Source organism: Streptomyces sp. NPDC079167 (genome assembly GCF_040686735.1).
Classification (GTDB): Bacteria; Actinomycetota; Actinomycetes; order Streptomycetales; family Streptomycetaceae; genus Streptomyces.
In genome coordinates this window covers 288,361-300,890 of sequence record NZ_JBFBLO010000006.1, presented here as the reverse complement: position 1 = coordinate 300,890, position 12,530 = coordinate 288,361, and the positions used below count along the sequence as shown (strand labels likewise).

The window sequence follows — 12,530 nt, the reverse complement described above, 5'->3', positions numbered from 1 at the left end:
ACCGTCCTCGCCTACGTACAGGGGCGGGTCCGCGCCCTGGGGGTCCGGGCCAGCCGCCCCGCAGAACCGGGTCAGCCGCCCGCGTGGGCGCCCAGCTCCTTCGCCGCCTCCGTGAGGTCCTTCGCGGTGTCGATCGCCCGCCAGTACGCCCCGTGCGGCAGCGGGTACCCGGCCAGCCGGCGCTCCCGGGCCAGCCGGGGGAAGGTCGTCCGCTCGTGGTCGCCACGGTCCGGGAGCATCGCGGTGAACGCCGGCGCGAAGACGTACACGCCCGCGTTGATCAGATACGGCGACGGTGGCGACTCGATGAAGTCGGTGATGTGCCCGAACGCGTCGGTCTCCACGGCCCCCCACGGAATCCGGGGACGGGCGAGCGCGAGCGTCGCGGTGGCGTCCCGCTCGGCGTGGAACGCGGCCATCTCCCGCAGCGAGAAACGGGTCCAGATGTCGCCGTTCGTCGCGTACCAGGGCTCCGACGGATCAGGCAGCCGAGCCGCGGCATGCTTGAGACCGCCGCCCCGGCCCAAGGGCTCGGTCTCGACGACGGTCGTGACACGCAACGGAAGAACGGCCGAGTCCAGCCACTCCTGCAGCACATCGGCAAGATGGCCGCACGAGATCACGGCGTCAGTGACGCCCTCGGCGGCCAGCCAGGACAGCTGATGGCCGATGATCGGGGTCCCGGTCCCCGGGATCTCGACCATCGGCTTGGGGCGGTCATCGGTGTACGGGCGCAGCCGCGAGCCCTGACCACCCGCCAGGATCACGGCCTGCGTCGGATACGTATGCATGCCAGGCACGATATGCCGTGCCCGGACATGCCCGGCTCAGCTGAACTGCGCGACCCCGGACGCGAACGACGTGTCGCAGACCGGACGCGAGAAGCGGTGGGCGCGCGTCGGACCGTACTGGTCCACGGCGGCCTTGCCCAGCGCCTTGGCGATCGACATGCAGTGCTTGGCCAGGGAGGGCCGCCCCTCGACGGTGCGCTGGAGACTCGTCAGCGCGACACCCGGGTCCTTCTCACGGAGCTCCAGCAGGAGCTTGTCCCGCAGGACGTCCTGAGGTGCCCGGGCCTTCGCCCGCTTGGACACGGTCTCCGAGGCGGCGGTCAGCAGCTGGGTCTCGGTGTCCTGCCCCGACCACTGCACACGGGTGACCGCGAGGGTCCCGGACAGAACCATGACGACGGGCAGTACGAGAGCTAGGGTTCGGCCGATTCGGCGCGCGGTGTGGGTCACGCAGGCGAGCGTAGCGGTCAGTGATGACTTGGCGACATTTCGTCACCCTTGCGGGGGATGGTTCGAGGAGTCTTTTCGAATTGCGCGTTGACGCCCTGGGGCGAAACAACCGGTGTGCCAGGGTATTCGGCGCCCGCCCGGTCCGAAACCCGATCCGGCCCGCGACACGCGAACGGCCCCGCGTCCCTCGGAGGGAGCGGGGCCGTAGCGGCTGGATCGTGAGGATCAGGCGGTCAGACGCTCACCGGTCGAGGTGGCGAAGACGTGCAGCTCGTCCGGGCGCGGCACGACGTGCAGCTCGGTGCCCTTCTCCGGGACGGCGCGGCCGCCGACGCGGACGACCAGGTCCTTGTGCTCGCCACCGACCTGCGCGCCACCGTAGACGAAACCGTCGGCGCCGAGCTCCTCGACCACGTTGACCGAGACGGCCAGACCGGCGGGGGCGTCGGAGGAGGCCTTGGAGAGGCCCGTCGCGGCGGCGCCACCGTGCTCGACGATGTCGAAGTGCTCGGGGCGGATGCCGACCGTGACGGTGGTGTCGCCACGGTTCGCGGCGGCGGTGAGCGCCTCACGCGAGACCGGGACGACGCTGTTGCCGAACTTCACGCCGCCGTCGGTGATCGGGACCTCGACGAGGTTCATCGCCGGGGAGCCGATGAAGCCGGCCACGAAGAGGTTCGCCGGGCGGTCGTACATGTTGCGCGGCGAGTCGACCTGCTGGAGCAGACCGTCCTTGAGGACCGCGACACGGTCGCCCATGGTGAGGGCCTCGACCTGGTCGTGGGTGACGTACACGGTGGTGATGCCGAGGCGGCGCTGCAGCGAGGCGATCTGCGTACGCGTCGAGACACGGAGCTTGGCGTCGAGGTTCGACAGCGGCTCGTCCATGAGGAAGACCTGCGGCTCACGCACGATGGCACGGCCCATCGCCACACGCTGACGCTGACCACCGGAGAGCGCCTTCGGCTTGCGGTCCAGGTAGTCGGTGAGGTCCAGCATCTTGGCGGCCTCTTCGACCTTCGCCCGGATGTCGGTCTTGTTCACACCGGCGATCTTGAGCGCGAAGCCCATGTTGTCCGCGACGGACATGTGCGGGTACAGCGCGTAGTTCTGGAACACCATGGCGATGTCCCGGTCCTTCGGGGGCAGGTGCGTGACGTCGCGGTCACCGATGCGGATCGCACCGCCGTTGACGTCCTCGAGACCCGCGAGCATGCGCAGGGAGGTCGACTTGCCGCAACCGGAAGGACCGACGAGGACGAGGAACTCGCCGTCCTCGATGTCGATCTCGAGCTGGTCCACAGCCGGCTTCGTGGAGCCGGGGTAGACGCGGGACGCCTTGTCGAACGTGACACTGGCCATGACGATGCTTCTCCTCAACCGGCAGGAACGTGCCGGACGATCCGAGTAGGGAGTGGTGTGGTCCACTGGAGTGAACCTGAGGTGACGCTACCTGGCGTTTTCGAATCTGTCAGTAGTCCGAAGGTCACGAAAATTCGTCGGCAGAGCAACGCACTTTTGACCGTGTGCGGCCTGCGGGCAGAGCAGAATACTTTTGACCTCTGCCGCAGACGCAGCACTTCCTGCTTCAGCACCCTCCGCCGACCAGGCGCACCCCTGAGGGGCACACCCGCCCGGTCTTACATGGGCTCCACAGGCCTCACGGCCGACGGCCCGTCGGTCCGTACCGCACTTGCTCACGCAGCCAGCAGCACGTCTGCCAGCTCCGACGCCTTGATCACGGACGGGGCCGCCCGCCGCGGCGGCAGCGCGGACGCCACCAGCCAGTACAGCCGCATCCCCTCCTCCCGGAGGTTCCGCGCCGCATTCACATCCCGGTCATGCACGGCGCCGCACTCCGCGCACGTCCACTCCCGCACCGACACATCGAGCGACGACCCCTTCGCGTGACAGTCGGAGCACCGCCGCGTCGACGGGAAGAACCGGTCGACGATCACCAGCGTCCGCCCGTACCACTCGCACTTGTAACGCAGCTGCCGCAACAGCTCCCCCCAGGCCGCGTCCGTGATCGACCGACTCAGCGCCGCCTTCCGCCGACGCCCCTTCCCCACGGCCGGCCGCAGCAGATTCATGATCGCCAGATCCTCCACCACGAGCACTTGGTTCTCGCGCACGAGGCGGGTGGTCAGCTGGTCCAGCATGTCCCTGCGCACATCGCTGATCAGCGCATACAGCCGAGCGATACGCTCCCGAGCCTTCCCACGGTTCGCCGACCCCTTCTTCTTCCGGTGCAGCCCCCGCTGCAACCGCGCCAGCTCCTTCTCGTACTTCCGCAACAGCCGCGGGTGATCCACCTTCGTCCCGTCGTCCAGCGTCACCAGCGCCGCCAGACCCAGATCGATCCCCACCGCCCTCGGCTCCTGCCCACCCGGCAGGAACACGGCAGGCAACGGCTCGATCCGCTCCTCGACGAGAACCGAGACGAAATACCGGCCGACCCGGTCCCGCGTCACGGACAACTTCACCGGAGCCACGCCCGCCGGCAACGGCCGCGACCACCGCACGTCGAGCGGCTCCGACTGCTTCGCCAGCGTCAACCGCCCCGTACCCGGAAGCTCCGGGTTCTCGACCCACCGGAAACCCGTCCGTACGTACGTCGCCGAGTCCCGCGAGCGGTGCTTCCTCTTTCGCTGCGGATACTTCGCCGATTGCTTGAAGAAGCGCGTGAACGCCCCGTCCAGATGCCGCAACGACTGCTGCAACACCGTCGACGACACCTCACGCAGCCACCCCGTCTCCGACGCCTGCCGCCACCCCGTCAACGCACGGCACGACTCGGCGAACCCCACCGACACCCGATGCCGCTCCCACGCGCCGACGCGCAGGGCCAGCCCTTCGTTGTAGACCCAGCGGCAGGCTCCGAAGGTCTTCTCCAGCTGCTCGGCCTGTGACGGAGTCGGATAGAAGCGGTAGCGGTACACGCGCTGCTGCGTGCCGGGCTCCTTGGCCCGGCCCCTCATGGCGGTGGACGCGCGGCCGTGGTGCTTCTTACGGTCGGCGATGCCCAGGGCGTCGCGCTTGATGCGCTTGGCCTCTTCGCCTGTCACCCGTACCGGCTGGTCAGCTGTGTCCGTCATGCCCGCTCCCCCCGACTGTCCGATATACGGAACAGCACGTCAGTCCTCTTAACGCACGGGTGGTCGGATGGTCACGGTGGCGGCAAAACTTCGTGGAGCGGTGGGCGAGCCGCTGTGTAGAGTGAGGGCTTGCGCGCGCGGTTTTTGCGTGCGCGCTGCCGCCTTAGCTCAGTTGGCAGAGCGGTTGCCTTGTAAGCTCCAGGTCGTCGGTTCGATTCCGACAGGCGGCTCAAAACACCAGGTCAGCGCCATGCTGGCCTGGTTTTTTTGTCGCTCGGACCGCTGTGTCGCTCCCAGATCTGCCACTCCCGGGACATGGGTGTTTCCCTCCGTGTAAGACATGTGCAGGAAACGTGGAGACGGGTGGGGGCGCGGGAGATGAGTCGTCGGTCCAATGGTCTGGTCGGTGCGTGGGCGGAGTCCCAGCGTCAGCTCCAGCGTCAGCACGAAGCGCAGCATCGGGCCGCCGTACAGGGTGCGCGTGAGCAGGAGCGGTTGCAGCGGGCCCATGAGCGCGACATGGCGCGGTTGCATCGGGAGCAGCAGGCGGAGTACCGGCGGCGGCGTGAGGCGGACGCTGCGCGGCGGACGGAGGAGTTGGAGGCTCGGGTCGGTGTGCTGGAGGGCTTGCTGGCCGCCGGTTCGCGGATGCCTGCGTTCCGGACCGCGTCGCTGGCGCGTGCGGAGAGCATCGAGCTGTTTGCGCCCGGGCAGTTGGCGCACCCCGTTCCCATGCCTGACGTGAACCGCTACCAGGCGCAGGGTGGTTGGAGCGCGGGGAGGCGGGCGCAGGCGCAGCATGAGGCTCATGCGCGCTACCAGTTGGACTGGCAGGCAGCGCAGGCGGCGGAGGCGTTGCGTCAGCAGCAGCTCGCGCTGTACCGGCGTCAGTACGACGACTGGGCGCAGGGGCAGCTGGGTGAGATCCGTCGGCACAATGCCGGGGTCGCGGAGATGGCTGTGGCGCTGCGGCGGGGTGATGTGGATGCGGTGGTGGAGTATTTTTCGGCTGCGCTGTACGCGTCGTCGGCGTGGCCGGCGGAGTTTCCTCGTCAGGTGACGGCTGCGTTCGATCCGGCGGGTCGGCAGTTGGTGCTGGACTGGGAGTTGCCGGGCCTGTCGGTGGTTCCGGAGTCGAAGATCGTGCGGTATCTGGTGGGTTCGGACCGGGAGAAGGAGACGCCCCGGCCTGTCGGTCAGCGGAGGGCTCTGTACCGGGATGTTCTGGCTCAGTGCGTGTTGTTGGTGTTGCGGGATGTGTTCGCGGCGGACGAGTTCGGGGTCGTGGAGTCTGTCGCGCTGAACGGTTTCGTGGATGACGTGGATCCGGCGACGGGGCGGCAGGCTGTGGTCTTCCTGAGCACGGTGATGGTTTCGCGGGCTGATTTCGGTGGGCTGAACCTGGAGCAGGTGAGTGCTGTGGACTGCCTGACGGAGGGGTTGCGGGGGCAGTTGTCGGCGCGTCCGGATCAGCGGGTGGCTGTGCGGCCGGGGAGGGTGCCTGCGGATTTGGGTTCAGGTGCTGTGTCGCACGGTGGTGGTGGGGAGCCGGATCTGCTGGAGATGGATCCGATCGAGTTCGAGGGGTTGGTGGCCGAGTTGTTCCGGGCGCGGGGGATGCGTGCGGTGACGACGCAGCGCTCGAATGACGGCGGTGTCGACGTGGAGGCGCTGGATCCGGATCCGATCAGCGGCGGGAAGATCATCGTGCAGGTGAAGCGCTATCGGAACACGGTTCCTCCGAGCGCGGTGCGCGATCTGTACGGCACGGTGCAGGGAGCGGGCGCCAACAAGGGGGTGTTGGTGACGACGTCCGGTTTCGGGCCCGGTTCGTACGCGTTCGCCAACGGTAAGCCGTTGACGCTCGTGTCGGGTGCCGAGCTGGTTGACCTTCTGGGGCGTTGTGGTCTGCGGGGAAGGTTGTCGGGCGGTGCGGGTGAGGCGATGGTGCCCGCTCAGCGGTCGTCGCCGGACGATGAGGACGCACCGGGCGGGGATTACAACGTGCTGGGCATGACGTGGTCGGGCGGCGTGGCGCTGGATGTGTGTGTGCTCGTGTGCCGTGGTGGCCAGGTGTTGAGTGACGACCACTTCGTGTTCTTCAACAATCCGCGGACTCCTGAGGGTGCGGTGCGGGCGGTGCCCGGGTTCGCGGGGGACCGTGCTGCGGTGCGGGTGTCGTTCGACGCGCTGCCCGGGGAGGCGGATCGGGTGGTGCTCGTGGCTGCGGTGGACCCGGAGGCCGACCCGGGCGGAGACCTTGCGGGCTTCACGGAGGCCGGTATCCGGCTGCGGGACGCGGCAGGTGTGGAGCTGGACCGGTTGGAGGTGTCCGACGGTCGGGCGGGTGAGGTGGCGCTGGTCCTGGGGTCGTTCCGGCTGCGGGGTTCCGGCGACTGGGAGTTCGTGCCTGGGGGGAAGGGGTATCCGGGCGGGCTGGAGGCTTTGGTGCGGGAGTACGGCATCGAGGTGGCATAGCCGCTGAGCTGCGGGGCCCGAGGTCTTACTGCTGTTTTCCGCCCGGCGCCCCCGCCCGCAGCCCGTCCATGACGAGGTCGAGCAGGCGGGTGGCGCGGGTCTGCCAGTCGCCGGCGGGGTCGAGTTGCCAGAGGCCGGCGATGGCGAGGACGAAGTCGTCCGCGGTGACTCCGGGGCGGATGGTGCCGGCCTCCTCGTTGGCGCGGAGCAGGAGTTCCGCCGCTGAGGTCACCGGGGTGTGGCCCGGTTTTTCGGGGCTGCCGGGGGCGCTGGTGGCCTGGCGGATCGCGTTCGCCAGGCCGGCCTTGGTCATGGCGAACCGGGCGAGGTGGTCCATCCACTCGCGCAGGGCCCGGTCGGGCTCGTGGGTTCTGATCAGGTCGGTCGCGGCATCGGCGACCTGCTGCATCTCGTGGCGGTAGATCTCCAGGACCAGGGACTCGCGCTTGGGGAAGTTGCGGTAGAACGTGCCCTGGCCGACGCCCGCCTTTCTGGCGATCACGCTGAGCGGGACGTCCGCGCAGAGCGTCAGTTCCGTCAGGGCGACTTCCAGGATGCGCTCGCGGTTCCGCTGCGCGTCCGAGCGCAGAGGCGCGTCCTTCTTCTGCTGCACTCGTCCTCCTCGCGGGTCCGTGGCCGAAACCCACCCTTGATAAGTGGACAACTGTCCACTACGTTTCCCAGTGAACGGACAGTTGTCCACTTAGGTACACCTTAGCGGTGCATGGCCCGGGTGGACAGCCGGTGGTACGCACCGGCCTCCCTCTACGTCTCTGCGACTTCCGTCTCCCCTGCCTGCCGGACCGTCCTCGCGATGTGGTCCGGGAACGCGAAAGAAGGCTGATCATGGCCCCTACGCCCTCGTCGACGTACAGCGCCGTCACTCTGAACATCAACGGCGAGAAGCACACGCTGACCGTCGACCACCGCACCACCCTGCTCGACGCCCTGCGCGAGCGTCTCGATCTGACCGGTACGAAGAAGGGCTGCGACCAAGGGCAGTGCGGTGCGTGCACCGTCCTCCTCGACAAACGCCGGGCCGTCGCCTGTCTGCAGCTGGCGGTGGCGGCCGAGGGGCGGGAGATCACCACCATCGAGGGCATCGCCGAGGGTGAGGAACTGCACCCCGTGCAGCAGGCGTTCCTCGACCTCGACGGCTTTCAGTGCGGTTACTGCACGCCCGGCCAGATCTGTTCGGCCGTCGCGGTGATCGAGGAACACGCCGCCGGCTGGCCGAGCGCCGTCACCGGTGATCTGAGTCCCGAGGCGGGGCCGCCACCGCTGACCGCCGATGAGGTGCGGGAGCGGATGAGCGGCAACCTGTGCCGCTGCGGTGCGTACGTGTCGATCGTGCAGGCGGTCGAACGCGCGGCCGGGATCCACGCGGAGGCTGTCCGCGCCGATGAGAGTACGTGGGACGGCAAGCGCGAGGGGGCCTCGGCATGAGGGAGTTCGGATATGAACGCGCGGTCGACGTCTCCGGCGCCCTGGCGCTGCTCGACGCCGACCCCGACGCCCGTTTCCTGGGCGGCGGCACGAGTCTCGTCGACCTGATGAAGACCGGTGTCGAGCGGCCCGGCAGGCTCGTCGACGTACGGGAACTCCCCCTGGACCGCGTCGAGGTGACCGAGGACGGCGGGTTGCGCATCGGTGCGACCGTCACCAACAGCGACCTCGCGGCCCACCCGGAGGTGCGGCGGAGCTACCCGGCGCTGACGCAGGCGGTGCTGGCCGGTGCCTCCGGGCAGTTGCGCAACATGGCGACCGTCGGCGGGAACCTGTTGCAGCGGACCCGCTGCGGCTACTTCGCCGACGTGTCCAAGCCCTGCAACAAGCGTGTTCCCGGCAGTGGCTGCCCCGCGATCGAGGGCGAGCACCACAACCACGCGATCCTGGGCGCCTCCGGCCACTGCGTGGCCACCAGCCCTTCCGACCTGGGGGTGGCGCTGACCGCCTTCGACGCCGTCGTCGAGTACGAGACGGCCGACGGGCCGGGCCGGGTGCCGCTCGCCGGGTTCTATCTTCCGGTGGGGGACACCCCGCACCGGGAGACCGCCCTGCCGGCGGGGGCGCTGATCACCGGCGTGGCCCTGCCACCCGCCCCGGTGGCGGTCAACTCGCTCTACCGCAAGGTGCGCGAGCGTGCGTCGTACGCCTTCGCGATCGGTTCGGTCGCCGCCGCGCTCGACGTTCGTGACGGTGTCGTGCGGGAGGTGCGGCTGGCCTTCGGGGCCGTCGCGTCCCGGCCGTGGCGGGCCGTCGCCGCCGAACAGGCCCTGACCGGCGGGCCGGCCTCCGCTGCGGCCTTCGCCGCGGCTGCCGATGCCGAACTGGCGGCCGCCCGGCCGCTGCCGGACAACGCGTACAAGGTGACGCTGATGCGCAATCTCGTCGTCGCCGTGCTCAGCGAACTCACCGAGGAGGCCGCCCGATGACCACCACCACGACCGGTACGAGGGCGGCCAAGGCCGTCGGCACCGCGCACACCCGCGTGGAGGGCCGCGACAAGGTCACCGGTGCGGCCCGCTATGCGGGCGAGATCCCCTTCGCCGGGCTCGCGCACGGATGGCTGGTGCTGTCGACGATCACCCGTGGCCGTATCCGCTCGGTGGATACGGAGACGGTGACGGGGATGCCGGGCGTCCTCATGGTCCTGCACCACGGGAACGCCCCGCGGGTCGACACGGACTACGTCGGCATGCTCGGTATGCCGCCGGACCCGACCGTCGCCGTCTTCCAGCACGACAGGGTGCCGCACGCGGGCTGGCCGGTCGCGCTGGTGGTGGCCGAGACCTCCGAGCAGGCCCGGGAGGCCGCCGAGGCGCTGGTGGTGCGGTACGAGGAGGAGCCGCACGACGTCACCTTCGCCGGTGAGTACCCGGACGCGCACGCGGTGGCCGGCCCCAGCGGCGCGGGAGTGGAGGAGAAGGGGGACCTGGAGGCCGAACTGGCGGCGTCCGACGTCGTCCTGGACGCGGTGTACTCCACTCCTGAGGAGCACCACAACTCGATGGAGCCGCATGCGGTGACCGCCCTGTGGGACGGTGGCCGGCTGGAGGTCGTGGACTCCAACCAGGGCACGCTGTGGGTGGCGGGTGAGCTCGCGAATCTGTTCTCGCTGGATCCGGCGTCGGTGCGCGTGCGGTCCGAGCACGTCGGGGGTGGATTCGGGAGCAAGGGTGTCCGTGCGCACCAGGTGGCCGCTGTGATGGCGGCGACCGCTCTGTCGCGTCCGGTGCGGGTGGTGATGACGCGGCGGCAGACGTTCTCGCTCGCGGGTTACCGGAGCCCCACGACTCAGCGGGTCCGGCTCGGCGCCGACGCGGAGGGGCGGCTGCGGGCGTTGGCGCACCGTTGCGTGAGTCTGACCTCGACGGTGTACGAGTTCGTCGAGTCGGGGGCCGGGCCGGCCCGGGTGATGTACGACGCGCCCGCCCACCACACGGCGAACCGGGTGGTACCGCTCGATGTGCCGAGTCCGACGTTCATGCGCGCGCCGGGGGAGGCGCCGGGATCGTTCGCGCTGGAGTCGGCGCTCGACGAGCTCGCGGAGAAGTGCGGTGTCGACCCGATCGAGCTGCGCCTGCGTAACGAGCCCGAGGTGGGTCCGGTCTCCGGGCTGCCGTTCGCGACGCGTAACCTGCCGGCGTGTTTCCGGGAGGGGGCCCGGAGGTTCGGCTGGGCCGGCCGGGATGCGCGTCCGGGTGTGCGCCGGGAGGGGCGCTGGCTGCTCGGTACGGGGACGGCGGCGGCTTCCTTCGGTGCGCGAGCGATGCCGTCGACGGCGGCTGTGACGGCTGAGGCCGATGGCACGTTCACCGTGCGGATCAACGCGGCGGACATCGGCACGGGGGCGCGGACGGCGCTCACCCTGGTCGCGGCGGATGCCCTGGAGGTGCCGACCGGCCGGGTGCGCGTACGGATCGGTGACAGCGACTTCGGTCCGGCGATGATCGCCGGGGGCTCGATGGGCACCCGGTCGTGGGCGTGGGCGGTCACCGCCGCGGCGGAGGAGCTGCGGGAGCGGCTCGCGCTGAGTGGTGTCGTTCCGGCGGAGGGCATCACGGTGCGGTCGGACACGACGGAGGCGATCGGGGCGCTCACGCAGAAGGAGCGGCATTCGTTCGGGGCGCAGTTCGCCGAGGTGGCCGTGGACGTGTCGACGGGTGAGGTGCGGGTGCGCCGCATGCTCGGTGTCTTCGCCGCGGGGCGGATCGTCAACCCGTTGACGGCGCGTGGCCAGTTGGTGGGCGGGATGACCTGGGGTATCTCCATGGCCTTGCACGAGGAGGCGGTGAGGGACAGGAGGACGGGCGCCCTCTACGGTCCGGATCTGGCGGGTTATCACGTCTCCACGAACGCCGATGTGCCGGTCGTGGAGGCGGAGTGGGTGGACGACCCGGACCCGGACGATCCGGTGGGGTTCAAGGGCATCGGTGAGATCGGGATCGTGGGTGCGGCGGCGGCGATCGCCAACGCCGTATGGCACGCGACGGGTGTGCGTCACCGTTCGCTGCCGATCAGGCCCGACCGTGTTCTCACGGCTGGTCCGCATGCTTGACATCGCCGGTGAGCTGTCCCGTTGGGCCGAGGAGGGAAGGGGGTTCGCCGTCGCGACCGTCGTGGCGGTCGGCGGCAGCGCGCCGCGTGGTCCGGGTGCGGCCCTCGCCGTCGACAGTGAGGGCACGGTTGTCGGTTCGGTCTCCGGCGGGTGTGTGGAGGGGGCGGTGTACGGCCTGTGCGTCCAGGCGTTGGAGGACGGCGGGACCGTGGTCGAGCGGTTCGGTTACAGCGACGAGGACGCCTTCGCGGTCGGGCTGACCTGTGGTGGGGTCATCGATGTGATGGTCACTCCGTTCGGCCTGCGGTCGTCCGCCCGGGAGGTGGTCCGGTCGGCGCTGTCGGCCGCCGCTTCGGGTGAGCCGACGGCCCTGGCCCGGGTCGTCCGTGGTCCGGCCGGGCTCCTGGGCGGGGTGCTCCTGGTGCGCGCCGACGGGTCGTACGAGGGGTCGTACGGCGGTGACTCGGGGCTGGACCGGACGGTGGCGGCGGAGGCGCGGGCGATGCTCGACGCGGGAGTCACGGGCACCCGGGACCTGGCGGAGGACGGAACGCACTGTCCCGGTGGCCTCACGCTTCTCGTGGAGTCGAATGTGCCGCCGCCTCGCATGATCGTGTTCGGTGCGATCGATTTCGCGGAGGCGCTGGTGCGTGCGGGCAAGTTCCTGGGTTATCACGTCACGGTGTGTGATGCCCGTCCTGTCTTCGCGACCCGGGCCCGCTTCCCCGAGGCGGACGATCTGGTCGTGGACTGGCCGCACCGTTATCTGCGGCGCACCGCGACGGACGGGCGGACGGTTCTGTGCGTGCTCACGCACGATGCGAAGTTCGATGTCCCCTTGCTGAAGCAGGCGTTGCGGATGCCGGTCGCGTTCGTCGGGGCGATGGGGTCGCGCCGTACGCATGCGGACCGTGACCGGAAGCTGCGGGAGGCGGGGCTGGAGGAGGGCGAGCTGGCGCGGCTCAGGTCGCCGATCGGACTCGACCTGGGGGCGCGTACGCCGGAGGAGACGGCCCTGTCCATCGCGGCGGAGATCGTCGCGGCCCGGCGGGGCGGGACGGGTGTTCCTCTCACGGGTGCGGCGACGCCGATCCACCACGACGGGAGGCGGCCGGCCGGGGCGGAGGCCGCCTGAGGTCCGGAGGCGGACCG

At 70.0% G+C, this 12,530-nt stretch carries 10 protein-coding genes and 1 tRNA gene; 6 read left to right on the top strand and 5 right to left on the bottom strand.

Annotated elements, in window-relative coordinates; translation table 11 throughout:
* Positions 1-71: 71 nt before the first annotated feature.
* The 4 genes from AB0P41_RS15645 to AB0P41_RS15630 form a co-directional block, all read right to left on the bottom strand.
* Positions 72-791 (bottom strand): nucleotidyltransferase family protein, encoded by a 720-nt coding sequence (locus AB0P41_RS15645; protein WP_356707978.1) that lies wholly within the window; start codon positions 789-791, stop codon positions 72-74.
* Between the two features lie 36 nt (positions 792-827).
* Positions 828-1,241, bottom strand: a complete 414-nt coding sequence (locus tag AB0P41_RS15640; protein WP_356707977.1) for a hypothetical protein — start codon at positions 1,239-1,241, stop codon at positions 828-830.
* 225 nt (positions 1,242-1,466) lie between these two features.
* Complete coding sequence (gene ugpC / locus AB0P41_RS15635; protein WP_365932403.1) at positions 1,467-2,603, bottom strand: sn-glycerol-3-phosphate ABC transporter ATP-binding protein UgpC; 1,137 nt, start codon at positions 2,601-2,603, stop codon at positions 1,467-1,469.
* A 335-nt stretch (positions 2,604-2,938) separates the two neighbouring features.
* Complete coding sequence (locus AB0P41_RS15630; protein WP_365932401.1) at positions 2,939-4,339, bottom strand: RNA-guided endonuclease TnpB family protein; 1,401 nt, start codon at positions 4,337-4,339, stop codon at positions 2,939-2,941.
* Between the two features lie 157 nt (positions 4,340-4,496).
* Between AB0P41_RS15630 and AB0P41_RS15625 the strand changes: the two genes are divergently transcribed.
* Positions 4,497-4,569: transfer RNA gene (locus AB0P41_RS15625), tRNA-Thr, on the top strand.
* Between the two features lie 148 nt (positions 4,570-4,717).
* On the top strand, positions 4,718-6,817 hold the full coding sequence (locus AB0P41_RS15620; protein ID WP_365932399.1) for a restriction endonuclease: 2,100 nt from the start codon (positions 4,718-4,720) through the stop codon (positions 6,815-6,817).
* A 25-nt stretch (positions 6,818-6,842) separates the two neighbouring features.
* Here the strand turns inward: AB0P41_RS15620 and AB0P41_RS15615 are convergent, their stop codons facing one another.
* Positions 6,843-7,430 carry a TetR/AcrR family transcriptional regulator gene (locus AB0P41_RS15615; RefSeq protein ID WP_356707973.1) on the bottom strand — a complete coding sequence of 196 codons (588 nt, stop codon included), beginning with the start codon at positions 7,428-7,430 and terminating at the stop codon, positions 6,843-6,845.
* Between the two features lie 233 nt (positions 7,431-7,663).
* On the opposite strand from AB0P41_RS15615, the gene AB0P41_RS15610 reads away from it, so the two are divergent.
* Genes AB0P41_RS15610 through AB0P41_RS15595 form a run of 4 tightly spaced genes read left to right on the top strand, consistent with a single transcriptional unit; the run spans position 7,664 to position 12,513 of the window.
* A complete protein-coding gene (locus AB0P41_RS15610; protein ID WP_356707972.1) occupies positions 7,664-8,263 on the top strand; it encodes a 2Fe-2S iron-sulfur cluster-binding protein in 600 nt (199 codons plus the stop codon).
* On the top strand, positions 8,260-9,252 hold the full coding sequence (locus tag AB0P41_RS15605; protein WP_365932397.1) for a xanthine dehydrogenase family protein subunit M: 993 nt from the start codon (positions 8,260-8,262) through the stop codon (positions 9,250-9,252). The genes AB0P41_RS15610 and AB0P41_RS15605 overlap by 4 nt, the downstream gene beginning before the upstream one ends.
* Positions 9,249-11,378 (top strand): xanthine dehydrogenase family protein molybdopterin-binding subunit, encoded by a 2,130-nt coding sequence (locus tag AB0P41_RS15600; protein ID WP_365932395.1) that lies wholly within the window; start codon positions 9,249-9,251, stop codon positions 11,376-11,378. Before AB0P41_RS15605 ends, AB0P41_RS15600 begins: the two co-directional genes overlap by 4 nt.
* Positions 11,371-12,513 carry an XdhC/CoxI family protein gene (locus tag AB0P41_RS15595; protein WP_365932393.1) on the top strand — a complete coding sequence of 381 codons (1,143 nt, stop codon included), beginning with the start codon at positions 11,371-11,373 and terminating at the stop codon, positions 12,511-12,513. Before AB0P41_RS15600 ends, AB0P41_RS15595 begins: the two co-directional genes overlap by 8 nt.
* The last annotated feature ends 17 nt before the right edge of the window (positions 12,514-12,530 follow it).

Bases quoted from the DNA above. Each gene is read 5' to 3' on its own strand.
- ugpC (WP_365932403.1), bottom strand. From the start codon at position 2,603: ATGGCCAGTGTCACGTTCGACAAGGCGTCCCGCGTCTACCCCGGCTCC.
- AB0P41_RS15605 (WP_365932397.1), top strand. From the start codon at position 8,260: ATGAGGGAGTTCGGATATGAACGCGCGGTCGACGTCTCCGGCGCCCTG.
- AB0P41_RS15600 (WP_365932395.1), top strand. From the start codon at position 9,249: ATGACCACCACCACGACCGGTACGAGGGCGGCCAAGGCCGTCGGCACC.
- AB0P41_RS15645 (WP_356707978.1), bottom strand. From the start codon at position 791: ATGCATACGTATCCGACGCAGGCCGTGATCCTGGCGGGTGGTCAGGGC.
- AB0P41_RS15595 (WP_365932393.1), top strand. From the start codon at position 11,371: ATGCTTGACATCGCCGGTGAGCTGTCCCGTTGGGCCGAGGAGGGAAGG.
- AB0P41_RS15610 (WP_356707972.1), top strand. From the start codon at position 7,664: ATGGCCCCTACGCCCTCGTCGACGTACAGCGCCGTCACTCTGAACATC.
- AB0P41_RS15620 (WP_365932399.1), top strand. From the start codon at position 4,718: ATGAGTCGTCGGTCCAATGGTCTGGTCGGTGCGTGGGCGGAGTCCCAG.
- AB0P41_RS15630 (WP_365932401.1), bottom strand. From the start codon at position 4,339: ATGACGGACACAGCTGACCAGCCGGTACGGGTGACAGGCGAAGAGGCC.